The following is a 15,504-nucleotide window of genomic DNA, read 5'->3' as shown; positions in this document are numbered from 1 at the left end:
CCTCCCCCTCAGCAAGACGTGCAGATGTATCCCTCCTCGCTTTAATTGTTTACCACAGGCCGTAAACACATTTGTTGTCCGATTTGGCGAAGTGATTTTGTCCGATCCGGCTAACAGGTTTGTTAAATCATATGCTGAAATTTAATCATGCGATAAACACTAACCAATGGTTATCGTCAGGGCTTTAGAAACGGCCCTGATAGAGTTGAAAATTTAATGATCAGGCTATGAAAAATAAAACCCTTTTTGTGGAAACGGCATGGCGCTTACTGCTAATGTTATTCCTATACACCGCTTTGGATAAGCTTTTCAATTTTGCAGATTTTACAATTAAGATCAACAACCAACCATTCGATAACCGGTATACTACGCTGTTGAGCTTTGGAATACCGCTGGTTGAACTGCTCATCTGTGGTTTTTTGCTTTTGCACGGCACCAGACGCCTGGGCCTGATCCTATCAGCCGGGTTAATGCTGGTCTTTACCATTTATGTTGCGCTGGTCACTTTCCACTTTTATGGCCGCCTGCCATGTAGCTGCTCAGCTATCCATGAAAAATTTACCTGGCCGCAGCATTTGGCCATTAATGTTGTCTTTCTGCTTATGGCGATACTGGGCGCCTGTTTCTTTAAATCCTCTTCAGCAAAGGAAACAGGTCATCAAACCAGCGTTCATCATAGTACGGCTTAAAGCAGCCTAAAATATTAATATGCGCGTATTAACAGGGTACCGCCGCGAAGGTGGTAGAGGGATGCAACCTGTAAAAGACAACAGCCCTCAGAGATTAATTTATTTTTTAACTTAAACTTTAAGACTATGAAAACTTTGAGAAGTTTCATCACCGTTATGGTGATCATGATCGCTGTAGCAGGGGCCTACGCCAGCAAAAAATCTAATCCAAACGCCGGAAAACGCTTTGCCACCTCCTGGTATACCTATAATGGTGGACCGGTAAACAATGTAGCCAGTTATGACCTGTTCAGTGGAACGCCAAGCTGCCCAGGCACTGGGGCTTTGTGTGCCATCAATGCCACTACCGGCGCAGCAAACCATCCGGATGCCACTGCCTTTGCTGCTGATGCCCCATTGCAGGCACAAATCGTTACCGTAAATAGTGGCGGAGCAGATCAGCCAAGAGCTTTAGCAGTAAACCCTTAAACCTGATCCGCAATACGTTAAATGAAAAACCCCTTATCAAGCGATAAGGGGTTTGTATAAACCATTGTTTCAACTCAACCATAAAAGTTTTATTGCTCCTGCATGGAAACCTCTTTCATTACCAGCATATCCAACCTTCTTGTCTCTTGAATTATTCTCAAATTATATCTGGCCAGATGCTGATTGTATACTTTCAGTTTCTCTGCCGAAGGCTGGTTTTTTATCCTGCTATAATCTTCAAATACATCCATATCTACATTACCTGTGATCCCTGTTTCGTCTATAAATGGGCGGGCATCTTTGTTGAACTCTGACTTAATGCCCATTAATACAAGTGGAAAAGGAACATTTCTATAATGACCTTCTGCAGTAGGATCAGAATGCGGGCTTTGCTTAAATTTCCCCTTTGTTTTCAAAACCAAACATTGTACACTTCGCTGTTCTATCTGCCCGCCAATGCCCAACACTTTACCAAAGTAACTGTTTAAATTGCGCTTCATCAACTCAAAGCGGTTTGCCTCTTCTGAAAACGGAACAATCTGCTCATAATTGAATTGGTATTTGGCTTTCCACTGATCTGCCAGTTGGTGATCAGAAGGCGCAGCAATACAACTACTGTCCTTAATTTCCCAAATCACCCGATTAATGGCAAGCATTTCTCGTCCGTTTCGATAACCATTGAATGCCTTTAAATAAAGATTCAATACATTACCATTGATATAGTCCGTCCTGATTTGACCACGGCTAGAATCGAAAACCTCCAGATCAGTTCCTTTCGTGGTATTACTTTTTAGAAACCTGGTGAAAAGAAAACTATACGTGACCGCCGCTGCACTGTCTAATTTAACAATGTCCCAAAGCGTATGGGTCTGGAAGTAATCTAAAGGAATATCTTTCTTGTTTTCGGAACTCACAGTAAGGCCATTGAGCAGTTTTGAGATACTTTCTTCGTTAGTATTATAGCCGTCAGTGATCGCCTGTACAACCCCGTCTTTATCGATCCATACGTGGTGTGGAACGAATATATGCGGAAACAACTGCCCCAGCAGGGTATCCGAGGTGACCGAAGGTACATTGGGCATACTCACCTTTGTTTTAGTGAAACTGGATAAGTATTTGTCCAGCGTGGCTTTATCATCTGAACTCACCACCAGAATTTGAATTTTATCACCAAATTTCCTTTGTAGCGCCTCGACCTTTGGAAAAGCTTCAACACAGGCTTTACAGCCCCTGGACCAAAAGTCTAAAATAACCACCTTTCCTTTAAAATCGCTCCATTGAATTTCTGGTTTGATATAATTATATACATTATTGATCGTCACTTCCGGCATTTTGTCCCCGACTTTTAGCCCCTGCGCGAATCCGCTGAACCAACAGCAGAAAACTAAAACCATGCTAAACAGGCTTTTCAATTTCTTCATGGTCTACTATTTTGTGGTATTTGAGATAACCCTATCACTGAGGATGGGATCAGCATTGCATACCGTGAATCATTTGGTGCCAGGGTATACACCTGGTCACCGATTACCCTGGTCAACGTGGTGGCAAACCGCGCTTCTTTATTTAACCTTTTTAAATCCTGCCATCTTCGGCTACGGAATATCAGTTCCTTACGGCGCTCATTTAGTATCAGCAGTAAAGCATCATCTGCGCTGCTAACCACAGGAGTGGTATAGGTTCCCCGCTTGAACCTTAGATCCATTAGGGTTTTAAGGGTACTTAGTGCCTGATCACCCTGACCGAGCCTGGCCAGGCATTCCGATTTAACAAGCAGCATTTCCCCGGAAGTTAGGCCGGTAAAACAAGCGCTTTTTCCTGGCGTAAAAGTTCCGTCAAAAGTCCCCTTAAAGGCGTGTGTTCCATCACTGTTGGTCTTAAAGAAGATGCTTTTCCTGAGATCATTTTCCTCATAGGAATCATAAAGCACTGAATCAACCCTTGCCGCATTTTGTGCCAGGGCGGTAACCCCTCCTGTGGTGGTATGAAAGATCACCTCCGCATTAAAAGAGGGAACAGGCCCTGCCAGCGCAGGATTTAAGTCGTTGAAATCTAAAACCGCAGGATGCAGCATTAAGCAGGAATCTGCATACAACAAGGCACTCTGATAATCCCCCATGACCAGATATGTTCTGGCCAAATCGCCATATGCCGCAGCTTTATCCGGTCTGGTCAGATAAGCCGTGGTAAGTGGTAACAAACTGGCCGCTTGTTTTAAATCTTCGATGATCCGTGCATAACTCTCCGCCATCGACGAGCGCACCGATGGCGCATTTACATCTGAGCTTAACCGGAGTACAATACCTAAGTCCTCAGCGGCAGTTGTAGGGGTGTAAGCTTTGCAAAATTGCCCGGCAACATTGTAAAAAGCATGTGCCCTGAAGAATAAAGCACTCCCCTTGATCGTGTTCCAACGGGTCGTATTTGCCGCGTCTTTCTGTATACGGTCAATATTATCCAGGATTACATTTCCATAAAGTACAACCGTGTAGGCCCCAGTCCAATCATATAAATATTCCGCTTTTGGCGCCCAGGCATAGTTGTTCCTCACGTTGATGTTTAAATTGCTATAATTGGCCGCCTTTAAATAATAATTATCAGAGGCCACCTCAGACATCACAGGTTCAATTGTATTGAGAATACTGTTATAATCCAGCATCGCCTGCATATCATCCAATGTGGTAGGCACAACCAGCGACTTATCAGACGGTGCTTCCAGGTATTTCTTACAGGCAGACAAACCCAGTAATAAAGGAAGCAGGACTAAGAAATAAAGCGTTATATAGTTACATTTCGTTGTTTGCATAAATGTGTTTTTATTGGCTTAAAAAGTTCCGCTCAGCCCGATGGTAAAGGACTTTGCAGGTGGATACACGGAGGTGGCATAATCCGGGTCTATTCCCGCTTTGTTGGCCTTCCACAGTATCCCCAGGTTACTTACATAAGCATAGATGTTCAACCGCGTGAAAGCCCCTCTTTCTCTTTTAATGTTCCAGTCGTAAGCCAAGCGGATGTCCTGAAGCCTGATGTTATCCCCTTTGTATACCGTAGCCTCTGAGCCTGCATAAAATGCGTCCCGGTTGGCATCCGCCGGGTAATTCATCGAAGGGACACTTGTATGCTTCTCATCACCGGGGTTCTGCCAGCGGGCACTGTAATCACTATGTCCGACCCATTGGTTAAACAAGCGGCTGTAACTGATCGTACTTTTACGGAAATAAAAATCAAACTCATATTTGATGTTCACCGAAAGCGACCAGTTTTGAAAGCTAAAGGTGTTGCGTAAAGCTCCAAAATAAAGCGGAACGGCTGACCCGTGGTATTTTGCATGTGCAATGGAATCATTTAAAATTGAACTGTAATCTTTACTCACCTCACCATTGAGGTAACCTTGCGGATCACCTGTTTTAGGATCAAGCCCCGCCCACCGGTAACTATAGATCGCATAGGGTGCCTTGCCGGGTACCGGATTTAACCTCAGTCCATCCCCAACATATTCACTCGCATTGGGTAGCTGGTTGTAATACTCTGTGACGGTATTTTGAACATAACTGAACAAATAACTGGTTTCCCATTTGAGTTTTGAAAATTGGAGATTTTTGCTCGTCAGCTGCACATCCACGCCCGCGGCCTTTAACCTTGCTGTATTTAATAAGGTAAGTCCAAAGCCCGTCGTAGGATCAATGGGAATATAACTGAGAATATCTTTGCTCTTTTTACGGTAATACTCCACGCTTCCAGAGACTATTCCCCCTTTGCCGGAAAAGTCAAGGCCCAAATTCAACTGACTTACTTTTTCCCATCGCAACGAAGGGTTGGGAGGCGTATTGATCGGCGCGTAATTCAAATGTGTAAAGTCTATGCCTGAAAAATATTGTATAGTGGTATAGGCAGTAGCGTTATTATTCACATTGCCCTGAAAACCATAGGTTCCCCTTAAACGCAATACCGGCAATGCTTCAACATGATAAAATTCTTCCTTGCTCACGTTCCATGCCGCCCCCGCTGACCATAAAGGGACACCCTTTTGGTTGGTCTTCACCCCAAACAAATTCGACGCATCCTTCCGCACACTTGCAGTTAATGTATACCGGTCAGCATAGCTATAGGAGATGTTGCCGTAGACCGATACAAAACGGTTCAACACATCGCTAAAGCTGTTGAATGTCGGGATCTGCTGGTCGCCGTCAAGCCCTGCCCATATGGGATAGGGATGTACCAGGTCAACATTGCTGAAGGTCAGGTTATCCCCGCTATATCCATAAGTGGCACCCGTATGCCCTGTTGTATGGACTTCATTGAGTTCTGCACCAGCAAGGGCAGCAATGGTATGCACGCCCTTCCAGGTTTGATTGAAATTCATCTGCCCCCGTAATTTCTGACTGTTCATTTCCCCGTCACTCAAAATCAAAATCCCACCGTTTGGAACCATGTAACTTAAATCTGAGCCATCCATCTGCGTATACCTGTTGATCAGGTTACGCGAGAAATAGGTTTGAGGGTTATTATAGTTCCTGTTGTTGATGCCTTGATGCTCGTACTGGTATTTTATTTCCAGCGATAAAAAAGGTCTGTATTGATATTTGGCTCCCAAATTTAGGAGCAGGTCCTGCGAACTAATATGGTTATCAGCTTCTCTGATTTCCTGAAGGGGAACATAATTCCAGCTTAATAACTTGCCCCCTCCGGCTGTATCGGTAAAAGCACTTCTATAGTTTTTGGGAACCGCCAGCGCACGCCCCTGATCATCCGCCAGGCGCACGTAGGGTGGTAAACCTGATTTTCCGCCACCAACACTGCTGAATGGATAATTAAAGATGTTGTTTTGGTCCGAAGCATTCTGCGTATAGGTAACCCCGGCCTCAAACTCCAGGTTTTTTACCGGCATGTACGTATTTATTGACCGAAGGGTATAGCGTTGGGTATTGTTGCCCACCAGATTAGAAGTGTTGCGGTCATATCCTGCCGAGAATAAATAATTTAACCTTTCCCCACCACCATTAAGGTTAATGGCATACTGCTGTTTAAAGGCATTTTGATAAATATATTTTTTAAAATCCTGCCTGGAATCATAGCCGCGCAATTTGTCAATTTGGGCTTTGGCCTGCGCCGCATCCAGCTTACCTTCGGCCTGTTGTTGCAAAATTTCAATGACCGGGGATACCAGCGGACGGTCGGTACCGTTGCTGAGGTCATTTTCGTAAAAGCCCTGCCCGAACAGGTACTGTTCCACGTTAATGAAATCCGTGGAAGCCATCTGCGGATAGTAAAATAAATCTGGTTTTTGCTGCAAGCTCAGATTGCTGTTGAAAGAGGTTTTAAGGGGCTGATTGTACCTCCCTTTTTTTGTCGAGATCACAATCACGCCATTTCCTGCCCTTGCCCCCCAAATGCTGGTTGCAGCCGCATCGCGTAACACGCTGACATCCTGTATGTCATTTGGATTAATATCCGCAATATCCCCTGAATAGGGAAAGTGATCTAATATCACCAGTGGTGAGGTAAGCCCACTATTCAAAGTACTTAGCCCCCTAACCCGAAGGGTAGTGGCCCCATTCCTTTGATCCATCTGAAGCGCGTTTACGATCCCGTCAAGATGTTCCACTACGGTGCTGCCCGTATTCCTGTTAAACAATTTTTCCCCCACCACAACAAAACTGCCTGTAGACCTTTCCACAGGTATTTTCTGGTATCCGTTAGATACGACATCCACAGAACGCAAGGCAGTTTCACCCGCACGGAGTACAAGGTCTATCTCTTTCTTGCCAGAAAGCGGCAGCTTAATCCTTAGCGGGTGAAAACCCACATAGGATACCAATAAATAACCATTAAGAACACTGCCGCTTATAATTTTAAATTGTCCCTTTTCATCCGTAGTAGCCCCAATTAAAGTGCCTTCGACCTTTAACGTTGCCCCCACCAGCGGCATCCCTTCCGTTGAAGTCACCCGGCCAGATACCACGGAGGTATCCTTGCCGGGATTTTCTTCACCGGAGGTTTTTATAGATGGCGTAAAAGGCCGGATTAATATAGACTGCTCTTCAATAGTATAGGTAATTGGCTGGTCTTTCAATGCCTTGTCCAAAACCTGCACCAATGTCGCATCCTTTAACTTTAGGGTGACCAGTCCCAAATTATTGAGGTGCTTTTCCAGGTACATCACCCGGTAACTGCTCTGCTGCTCGATCAATTCAAACACCTTTTCCAGTCGGACAGCCTGGACATGGATGGTGAACACTGTAGGGGATTGTCCCTGGCCCCTATGGAATGATAAAACCAATAACGCTAATACGATGATGGTTTTGCTTAAAAATAGGCATAGCAGCCCCTGTCCCGAACTTTTCGTGATTTTTTTGTGCATACGTAATGTTTCTGATTTGCGGATTTACCGCAAGACTTGAAATTGGCTGTGCTGTTGTATTTATCTCTGAGTAGATACCGGCCCTGCCAGCAGTTTACGGCCCTGAATCTGCAAATGTGCCGCCCCGGTAGTTTCTAACATGGAACACAACTTATTTAAGGACACCTCCCGGCTGATTTCCCCGTGGTAGCGTTCCTCACCATTGAAACCCTGCTCATAGACTACCTCTACATCATACCACCGCGCGATCTCTTCTAAAACTTCCCTGACTTTAGTCCCTTTAAATATAAAGCGCTGTGATCTCCATCCGCTTACCTGCCTTAATTCACCTGCATCAAGGGTAAGCTTTTGCGGTACTTGTTCCCCTGAACTAACAGCCTGCTCCCCGGCGGAAAGGCGGATAAATTGCTTACCTGCCAAAGGACCGACCTGCACCGCCCCCCGAAGAAGTGTTGTGGTCACCAGTGACTGCGGAGCGTAAGCCCGAAGGTTAAATGCCGTGCCCAGCACCTGAACCTGCGTCCCCCCGGCTGTTACCACAAACGGCCTGCCCGGCTCAGAGGCTACCTCAAAATAGACCTCTCCACTCACCTCAACAAGCCGCTGTGACTTCGAAAACTTCGCCGGGAACTTTACCCAGGAACCTGCATTTAACCAAACCTGCGTGCCATCGCTCAACGCCATTTTAAACGTCGTTCCATTAGGCGTGAACACTTTTTGAATCACCTTTTCCAGGTCTGTTTGCCCCAGGTAACTCATAGCATCGCCGGAAACTTTAACGTTCGCCCCCCCGCGGTTAAAAGCACTATCCCGCGAAGGCACCAAAGGCAGAATAGCGCCACCGGGAAGTATCAATTGTGCCCTGCGCACTGCCGGCCCTATTTCTGCTGTGGATGCGATCATTTTCTGCTGTGTTGTAGATTTCCGCGATAACCTGATTACTCCCGTTAACCCCATGATCAGCACGGTAGCCGCCGCTACGGCTGTACTATAGGCAATAATGCGCCTCACTTTGTTTCTTCTGATCAACGCTGTTTTTTGATGAACACGGCTCAGGGCAGCTTCAGTCTGAAAGCCAGCAATGCTCTGAAAGATTGCAGTAGCATCCTTTTTCGCCTTTAGCTCCAGGTACAATTTTTTATTGTTAGGGTCTAAATGAAGCCATTTTTCAATCATCAGATGGTCCTGCCCACTGGCAACACCTTCTAAATCCCGTACCAAAGCGTCTGCAAGGGCACCAAAATCGAATTGATCAGACATATTAGACTGGCTGTTTACTATTAAGACGTAAAAAGGGGGCAAAATCTTTACAGGAACTCAAAAATATTTTTTTCGGGTAGATTAACCCGCCATGAGGGACATCAATAATTGGAGTGCCCCATTGGATAGCAGCTTACGCAAGCGCTGAAGTCCGCGGAACTTTTGGCTGTCCACCGTACCGATACTAATGTTCATTTGGGCGCCAATATCTTTTGAAGGCAGACCTTCCAGGTAAGAGAGGGTAATGATCTTTCCGCAACGCTCTGGCAACTGGGCAATGGCCTCCAGCAGTTGCCGATACACTTCGGTTTTGAGCATTTCGATTTCAGGATGTTCGCTCTGTAAGGTATCTTCATCCGGCTCCCCAGTGATCATGATCCGGTTTACCGCCGAACGAAGATGATCCAGACAAGCATTACGTGTCGAGGTGTATAAATATGACCGGATATTATTGATAGGGATCTTCCGATGTTGCCAAATCTTAACGAACATTTCTTCCACAACATCTTCGGCAACGGTATCGTTGCCCACTATGGTTTGGGCATAGCGGCACAAAGCCCCGAAATAGGTACGGAAAACCTGATCAAATTCTGTTTGCTCCATCCTCAATTTTTAATATGAAAGATCAGGGGATCTTAGAATAGTATAGGCATTTTCTCCCCAAGCTGAAATTTGTGGATCAACCTAAAGATACACCATTCTTTTATAAGGCCCGCACTGATCATCCGGTATAGGAAGTGCGGATGTTAAGATCAATACATCCCACCTCCGGTAAAACCTTCCTTAAGTTTTGGGAACGGTTCAGTAATCATCATAATTAGAGTAGCTGTCATGGTTCAATTTATCAATGGCACGGGTTTTTGGAAAATACTGGGCTATGATCCGCTGAATATGCAGGAAAACCGTGGGAAGCAGCGCGCTACCCTCCAGGAAAATCAGCTCCTCATCTTCATCGGAAATACCGTACTGGCTTAACTGCCCGTTGACAACCACCTCAAATCGTCTTTCCCGTGGCTTTTTTCGAACGACAACCTTAGTCGGCACACCATCCAGATTTAGGGTGGCAGAAATATTACGCATAGATTGTGGGTTTACTTAAATACAGATCAAATTATTAAAACTTCCTTCTATACCTGGGTACATGCTTCCAGTACCTTCCCTAAAGCGCTTTTTCGATACTACAATATACGAAAATAACCATAAATACTATACATCACCGATAATTCAAGGACATTTCCGATATTTTATAACCAATTTCCGATTATAATTAAACATCAACGATAAATTGTAGCATCTCAGGGCGATCAGACCTATTTTGCAGAACGAATAACTAAGAATGCCCAATAGCACAAGCAGATACGACTTTATAAGGCCACTGGTAGAAATAGGGAACGTTACCTCCCTTCAGGAAATATTCATGCGCAAGCTGATCCCGATCACTCAATTCATTAACGATACCGGCAGCCGATATGCCACCATGCACGATAAGATTTACAATCCTGGAAATCTTAAATTAGAAGACTTTATCATCATCGGCAACTTATTTGACCTCACTCCTGAACAGGTCGTGACCCTGGCCTTAAAGGACATGAAAAAACACTCTAAAACCAGCAAACCAGCCGTTAAAAAAACGGCTGCAAAACCGTCAACCAGGAAAACCTGACCCACGGAATTATTATATGGTATACAAACATGAAGTGGAGCAACCTGTATTTTATTACTTATGCTTGCTCTATGAAGTAGAGAAGCTGAACAAAGTAAATTTTGGCTTTATCTTTAACTTTGAAGTTACAAGTATAAATAATGAACTATTGAACTTCCTGTTCATCCTCATTATGATGCAGAAAGGCATCTGCCTGGGCTTTTAATTCTTCCAGTTTTTGTTTGATCAAATTACTTTTTTCCCTTAGTTCTCTGCTTTTCTCAACCAGTTCCTTGGTAACCGTTTTTTCCTTTTGAGCTGGATTCTCTTGTGGGTTTAGGTTTTCCATAGCAATTTAAGTTGATTTACATCAAAGCTAAGAATTTATAACTAAAAGATCAATGAGTTGCAAATGAGAATAAAAAGCCAGCCTGAGAAGAATCAAAGGCCGGTCTTTTCATCCATTGTTGCTTGTTAACCCCAAATTTTTTAATCAGCAAATTCTTCAAAAGGAAATATCATACTTGCTTAAAGGTAAAGCGAACTCACAGAAAGTTGTACATTTTTTGTGACAATAACCAGAACTATACCTTTTAGGGACCAACAAAAAGCAACATCACTGTATTGCTTGTACGATTGATTGCTATTTCCCTTTCAATTCCATAATAATTTTGTGCCGGTCATTGCCAACTTTTTGAATGGCTTTTATCACCTGCTCTGGTGAAACGTTAAGCTCTTTTGCAATGTAATCCACTTCATACTTTTCGTTTGCGGCCACCTGATTGCGATCACGGGCATCCTTTTTAGTTTTGTTGTCTGACATGATATTTAAGTTTATGTGAATAATGGCTTTACCTATTTCGATCTACTATAGCTGGAAATGATTTGCTTCAAATCAATCCCCTTCCCTAAAACTGGTTTAAAAATATCGCCCATTTCCTGTACCCTCGCTACCGCGTTTTTAATCGTAAAATCCGTCATCTTTAGTCCCTTTTTCACCTCCGACCAGTCTAATGGCATGGACACTGTGGCACCAGGCTTTGGGCGCAATGAATAAGCAGAAGCGATGGTGGCATGTGGCCGGTTTTGCAGAAAATCAAGATACATCTTTCCTTTACGGTCACTGATCGTTCTCTCCAGGCTTGTATATTTAGGTATCTGCCGGTGGACCAAAGTCACAATGATGCGCGCAAATTCCTTGCTTTGCTCATAGGTATATTTATTGCCCAGAGGGATGTAAATGTGCATTCCGGTGGAACCGCTGGTTTTAGGGTAACTCTTGACGCCCATATCGTCTAATATGCCTTTAGTTACCTGTGCCGCCTGGATCACCTGCTCAAATGTATTTTTATCCGGATCAAGATCAATGATGCAGTAGGTTGGATGGTTCGGTTTTTTAACCGTAGAATTCCAAGGGTTCATTTCAATGCAACCCAGCCCAGCCATATATAATAGCGTTGCTTCATCTTTACCCACCAGATAATGTTTATCAGAATGATCCGCATCACTATGGTACAAATAGGTATCCATCCAGCCTTGCACCTGGTCCGAAATGTTTTTGAAATAGAAGCTCTTACCCTCAATCCCGTTTGGGTAACGGTTCATACTTTGGGGTCTTTCCTTCAGATAAGGGAGAATAAATGGCGCCATTTGATGGTAGTAATTGATCAGATCCCTTTTCGTGTATTTTTCTTTAGGCCAGAAAACCTTGCTCAAATTGGTAAACTTCAGTTCCTGCCCGTTGACCTTTTTCACCTGTGTTTCCTCGTTGGGGTTCAGCAGGGTTTTGCCGGTATTCTTACCCTCAAACTGCGTCAGGCCATTGTTTTTCTTTTTTGTCCCGCGAACCACCTCAACGGTATCCGCTTCCTTCTCCAGCACCACCTTACCGGCAGACTTATCCTCACGCATCCCCTGGAAGGAAGGGTGCCTCATCACTCCATCGCTGGTCATTTCCGCAAAGCTTACTTCACATACCAGTTTCGGCTTGAGCCAGGTGGCCGTGGCCTTTGGCGGGTTAGGCCGAAAGCGAGAAGGCTTATTCACATCAGGCTCTTCGGTGAACGGAGGCTTTGAGGTCACCAGGGGAGCAAACTGCGCCATCATCTCTTTTTGCTGCTCGTCGTTAAAACCTGTGCCGATCTTTCCGGTATACTTCAACTTCCCCTTTTCATAAACACCCACCAACAGCGAGCTGAAAGGCTTACTAGTATCTACATTGCGCGTATACCCGCCAATCACCACTTCCTGCCTTTTGTTCGCCTTGATCTTTAACCAACTCCGGGAACGGTCACCGGGGACATAGGTACTATCAGCACGTTTGGCCATGATCCCTTCCAAGCCCAGTCGCTTAGCCTCAGCTAAAAACGCCGTCCCGCCTGTATTAAAATCCATACTGTAGCGCAAGACCCCACCAACAGGTAAAATCGACTTCAGTATCTCGCGCCTTTCAGTCAAAGGAAGTTCACTCAACTCCCTTCCCTTATACCAAAGCAGGTCGAACACATAATACAGCAGCCGTCCGTCGGCTTCACTGCGCCAGTTTTGCAAAGCCCCGAAATTCGCCGTACCGTCCTCATTCACCACCACAATCTCCCCATCAATCACAGCACTAACTTTCCACGCCTTCAAAGCATCAAACACAGGGTAATATTTTTCTGAGAAAGACTTGTCATTGCGAGACTTAATCGATACTTCGCCCTGATGTATAAAACTCACCGCACGATAGCCATCCCACTTGATCTCATACAACCAGCCCTCACTATCGAAAGGTTCATCGACAAGGGTAGCCAGCATAGGCTTTAATTTGCTATAGAAAGGTTTCTCCGGTGCCTGCTTTAGCCATTGGTTAATTTGCCTGGCCGTAATGCCCTTGTTGGAACTTTCTTGCCGCCCTTTAGGCTTGCCGCCTGCGGCCATTTCTTTTTCTTTAGTGATCTCTGCGTTTAAGTCCTTAGCGGCCAGGGTCTGTGCTTTTGCTTTGCTCATGGTTCAGCGCATTTAGGTGAATTAGGGGTGTTCTTAGATGCTAACACGGTAAAAAACAAATTGTTTCCTCCAATACCAGTGATATACTAACCTATCAAACCTTAAGCCCGAATATTCCCATGAAAATATGGGCATAAACAAGTGCTGTTTCCCCATTAGCCAGATGCTGCTTTAACAGATTAAAGCCCCTCCGATTTGCAGCATGACCAACCCATATCCGCCAGCAAGCTGGCGAGGGTTTTTACCCCACCACTTATTTTTTGAGCCGTGGATAAAGGACAAATGAAGGTACGGTAAGCGATCAAAAAAAACAATGGGAATGGCTGCCAGGGGGCAGCCACCCTTCGGGACTTGCCCATTGTTTTTGTTTGCCTGCTTCCCGTTGCACCTTATTTGTCTTTCCCAGGTCCAAAAAATAAGAGGCGGGGCAAAAAAAAAAGACAAACAAAAAATCATTAACAAATAAAATTAAAAAATTATGAAAAAGTTAGAGCAAAAAGCAACACCAGCAAACCAAAACGGCGAAGAAAATGCAAAACCAACTTTAACCGTTGTTACCGGTGCAAACGACCAAGACACCACAAGCGAACAAACCCAAAACCCACAGCCAACCGTAAAAAACGAGGCTAAGATTATCCCCTTAACCTATGAACAGCGTAAGGATGCCATAGAGGCGCTCCACCGTAAAAACGTGAAGCTGGACAGGGTGAAAGAGGACTTTTTGAAACTAAAGGAGTTCGAGATCGAACTCAAAGAAGAACCCGAAAACACCGAAACCGAATATTTCACCGGTTGCTCCATCTCTGTATCAGATGATAAAGGCCACCGCTACGGTGTTAAAAATCCCCGTCTGGTACATGCCGTTGTTGCCCTTTTAAAAAGCATGTACGAAGCCAAAATCGTAGAACTCGAAGGAGAAATCGTGTGGCCGTTCCCGGTAGCAGCCTAAACCATCCAGCCCCCCCCAACCGGGGGGCTAATTAACCCCTAAATTTTTTCACCCTTTAATCTTATCTATCATGGCACATAATTTAAATTATAATGATTCATTAGGTCGGCATAGCTTTTTTTCTGTTAAAGAAAAGGCATGGCATGGCCTTGGCGCAATCGTAAAGGATTACCCAACCAGCGCCGAAGCCATAAGGCTGGCGGGTTTAGATTTTACGGTAGCCAAAGACCGCCACAAACAGGAATTTCCTAGCGGAAGAACGAAAAAAGCAAACAACAGCTTTTTCACTTTTCGTACCGACACCGAGCAGGTTTTAGGAGAAAACCTAACTAAAGATTATCATATTGTACAGAATGCCGAAGCCTTCGCCTTTTTCGATTCCATCGTAGGCAGTGGCGAGGGGATTAAATACGAAACCGCCGGCGCATTGGGAGACGGCGAACGGATATTTATCACCGCCAAATTAGCCGATTACATCAGGGTTGGACATAGTAATGATGTGATAGAAAAATATTTGTTCCTCACCACCTCGCACAACGGACAATCCGGCATCCGGGCAGCTTTCACGCCCACCCGCATTGTTTGTCAAAATACCTTAAACGCAGCGATGGCAAATTGTGAAATGTCCGTTTCCTTTAATCATACTGCCGATGTACACCTGCGTTTAAAACAACTCGCCAAAGTAATGAACCTCGTAGATTCACGAACCAATGATTTGCAGGAACTGTTTACCGGCTGGTCAAAAATTAAAATCACTGATGAACATGTTTTGAAGCTGGTTCAAATGGCAATGGCACCGGATAACGAAACCATGTCGATGCTGGAAAAAGGATTGTATAAAGAAACTTCAACCCGATACCGCAACACCGTAGACAAGGTATATGAATATGCCATGAGCAGCGAAACCCAACAGATGGAAACCACCAAAGGGACAGTGTTCGGGGCGTACAATGCCGTTACCGGCTACTATCAGAACGTCTGTGGTTTTAAAACCAACGAATCCAAAGTAAAATCTATCGTTTACGGGGGATTGGCGCAGCAGCGCACTCAAAAAGCCTTCGACCTCTGCACAGGTTACGTAAAAGACGGCGCGGATATTTTCCAGTTCAATTAAATCTATTTACCGCAGCCCCCTAGTGGGGCTGCATAA

General features: G+C 44.8%; 14 protein-coding genes. 5 read left to right on the top strand and 9 right to left on the bottom strand.

Features of this window, described 5'->3' with window-relative positions; all coding sequences use genetic code 11:
* The first annotated feature begins 227 nt into the window (after positions 1–227).
* Positions 228–689 (top strand): MauE/DoxX family redox-associated membrane protein, encoded by a 462-nt coding sequence (locus tag ABR189_RS25080; protein WP_354663235.1) that lies wholly within the window; start codon positions 228–230, stop codon positions 687–689.
* A 126-nt stretch (positions 690–815) separates the two neighbouring features.
* Positions 816–1,157 (top strand): hypothetical protein, encoded by a 342-nt coding sequence (locus ABR189_RS25075; protein ID WP_354663234.1) that lies wholly within the window; start codon positions 816–818, stop codon positions 1,155–1,157.
* An 89-nt stretch (positions 1,158–1,246) separates the two neighbouring features.
* Here ABR189_RS25075 and ABR189_RS25070 read toward each other — a convergent pair whose 3' ends face one another.
* From ABR189_RS25070 to ABR189_RS25045, 6 genes are all read right to left on the bottom strand, one after another.
* Positions 1,247–2,578 (bottom strand): TlpA family protein disulfide reductase, encoded by a 1,332-nt coding sequence (locus ABR189_RS25070; RefSeq protein ID WP_354663233.1) that lies wholly within the window; start codon positions 2,576–2,578, stop codon positions 1,247–1,249.
* Positions 2,575–3,960, bottom strand: coding sequence for a RagB/SusD family nutrient uptake outer membrane protein (locus ABR189_RS25065; RefSeq protein ID WP_354663232.1), 1,386 nt, complete (start codon positions 3,958–3,960; stop codon positions 2,575–2,577). The genes ABR189_RS25070 and ABR189_RS25065 overlap by 4 nt, the downstream gene beginning before the upstream one ends.
* An 18-nt stretch (positions 3,961–3,978) precedes the next feature.
* Positions 3,979–7,392, bottom strand: coding sequence for a SusC/RagA family TonB-linked outer membrane protein (locus ABR189_RS25060; RefSeq protein ID WP_354663231.1), 3,414 nt, complete (start codon positions 7,390–7,392; stop codon positions 3,979–3,981).
* Between the two features lie 183 nt (positions 7,393–7,575).
* The gene (locus tag ABR189_RS25055; RefSeq protein ID WP_354663230.1) at positions 7,576–8,775 is read right to left on the bottom strand and encodes a FecR family protein; all 1,200 of its coding nucleotides are present in this window, start codon (positions 8,773–8,775) and stop codon (positions 7,576–7,578) included.
* 81 nt (positions 8,776–8,856) lie between these two features.
* Positions 8,857–9,378: an RNA polymerase sigma-70 factor gene (locus ABR189_RS25050; RefSeq protein WP_354663610.1), complete on the bottom strand. Its 522-nt coding sequence runs from the start codon at positions 9,376–9,378 to the stop codon at positions 8,857–8,859.
* Between the two features lie 198 nt (positions 9,379–9,576).
* Positions 9,577–9,855 carry a hypothetical protein gene (locus tag ABR189_RS25045; RefSeq protein ID WP_354663229.1) on the bottom strand — a complete coding sequence of 93 codons (279 nt, stop codon included), beginning with the start codon at positions 9,853–9,855 and terminating at the stop codon, positions 9,577–9,579.
* A 256-nt stretch (positions 9,856–10,111) separates the two neighbouring features.
* On the opposite strand from ABR189_RS25045, the gene ABR189_RS25040 reads away from it, so the two are divergent.
* Positions 10,112–10,438, top strand: coding sequence for a hypothetical protein (locus ABR189_RS25040; RefSeq protein ID WP_354663228.1), 327 nt, complete (start codon positions 10,112–10,114; stop codon positions 10,436–10,438).
* A 145-nt stretch (positions 10,439–10,583) separates the two neighbouring features.
* Here ABR189_RS25040 and ABR189_RS25035 read toward each other — a convergent pair whose 3' ends face one another.
* The 3 genes from ABR189_RS25035 to ligD form a co-directional block, all read right to left on the bottom strand.
* On the bottom strand, positions 10,584–10,766 hold the full coding sequence (locus ABR189_RS25035; protein ID WP_354663227.1) for a hypothetical protein: 183 nt from the start codon (positions 10,764–10,766) through the stop codon (positions 10,584–10,586).
* Between the two features lie 294 nt (positions 10,767–11,060).
* Positions 11,061–11,240, bottom strand: coding sequence for a DUF3606 domain-containing protein (locus tag ABR189_RS25030; RefSeq protein ID WP_354663226.1), 180 nt, complete (start codon positions 11,238–11,240; stop codon positions 11,061–11,063).
* A gap of 32 nt (positions 11,241–11,272) precedes the next feature.
* On the bottom strand, positions 11,273–13,405 hold the full coding sequence (gene ligD / locus ABR189_RS25025) for a DNA ligase D (RefSeq protein WP_354663225.1): 2,133 nt from the start codon (positions 13,403–13,405) through the stop codon (positions 11,273–11,275).
* A 478-nt stretch (positions 13,406–13,883) separates the two neighbouring features.
* Here ligD and ABR189_RS25020 point away from each other — a divergent pair, with 478 nt between their 5' ends.
* Positions 13,884–14,354, top strand: coding sequence for a hypothetical protein (locus tag ABR189_RS25020; protein WP_354663224.1), 471 nt, complete (start codon positions 13,884–13,886; stop codon positions 14,352–14,354).
* A gap of 70 nt (positions 14,355–14,424) precedes the next feature.
* A complete protein-coding gene (locus ABR189_RS25015; RefSeq protein ID WP_354663223.1) occupies positions 14,425–15,468 on the top strand; it encodes a DUF932 domain-containing protein in 1,044 nt (347 codons plus the stop codon).
* Positions 15,469–15,504: the final 36 nt, after the last annotated feature.

The sequence above is a fragment of the Chitinophaga sp. H8 genome, assembly GCF_040567655.1.
Taxonomy (GTDB): domain Bacteria; phylum Bacteroidota; class Bacteroidia; order Chitinophagales; family Chitinophagaceae; genus Chitinophaga; species Chitinophaga defluvii.
Note: the sequence above shows the minus strand (reverse complement) of the source record. Positions and strands in the feature narration are given on the sequence as shown.

What these genes read in the sequence shown, in the direction of transcription:
- ABR189_RS25080 (WP_354663235.1), top strand. Translation starts at nt 228, where the DNA reads ATGAAAAATAAAACCCTTTTTGTGGAAACGGCATGGCGCTTACTGCTA.
- ABR189_RS25075 (WP_354663234.1), top strand. Translation starts at nt 816, where the DNA reads ATGAAAACTTTGAGAAGTTTCATCACCGTTATGGTGATCATGATCGCT.
- ABR189_RS25070 (WP_354663233.1), bottom strand. Translation starts at nt 2,578, where the DNA reads ATGAAGAAATTGAAAAGCCTGTTTAGCATGGTTTTAGTTTTCTGCTGT.
- ABR189_RS25065 (WP_354663232.1), bottom strand. Translation starts at nt 3,960, where the DNA reads ATGCAAACAACGAAATGTAACTATATAACGCTTTATTTCTTAGTCCTG.
- ABR189_RS25055 (WP_354663230.1), bottom strand. Translation starts at nt 8,775, where the DNA reads ATGTCTGATCAATTCGATTTTGGTGCCCTTGCAGACGCTTTGGTACGG.
- ABR189_RS25050 (WP_354663610.1), bottom strand. Translation starts at nt 9,378, where the DNA reads ATGGAGCAAACAGAATTTGATCAGGTTTTCCGTACCTATTTCGGGGCT.
- ABR189_RS25045 (WP_354663229.1), bottom strand. Translation starts at nt 9,855, where the DNA reads ATGCGTAATATTTCTGCCACCCTAAATCTGGATGGTGTGCCGACTAAG.
- ABR189_RS25040 (WP_354663228.1), top strand. Translation starts at nt 10,112, where the DNA reads ATGCCCAATAGCACAAGCAGATACGACTTTATAAGGCCACTGGTAGAA.
- ABR189_RS25035 (WP_354663227.1), bottom strand. Translation starts at nt 10,766, where the DNA reads ATGGAAAACCTAAACCCACAAGAGAATCCAGCTCAAAAGGAAAAAACG.
- ABR189_RS25030 (WP_354663226.1), bottom strand. Translation starts at nt 11,240, where the DNA reads ATGTCAGACAACAAAACTAAAAAGGATGCCCGTGATCGCAATCAGGTG.
- ligD (WP_354663225.1), bottom strand. Translation starts at nt 13,405, where the DNA reads ATGAGCAAAGCAAAAGCACAGACCCTGGCCGCTAAGGACTTAAACGCA.
- ABR189_RS25020 (WP_354663224.1), top strand. Translation starts at nt 13,884, where the DNA reads ATGAAAAAGTTAGAGCAAAAAGCAACACCAGCAAACCAAAACGGCGAA.
- ABR189_RS25015 (WP_354663223.1), top strand. Translation starts at nt 14,425, where the DNA reads ATGGCACATAATTTAAATTATAATGATTCATTAGGTCGGCATAGCTTT.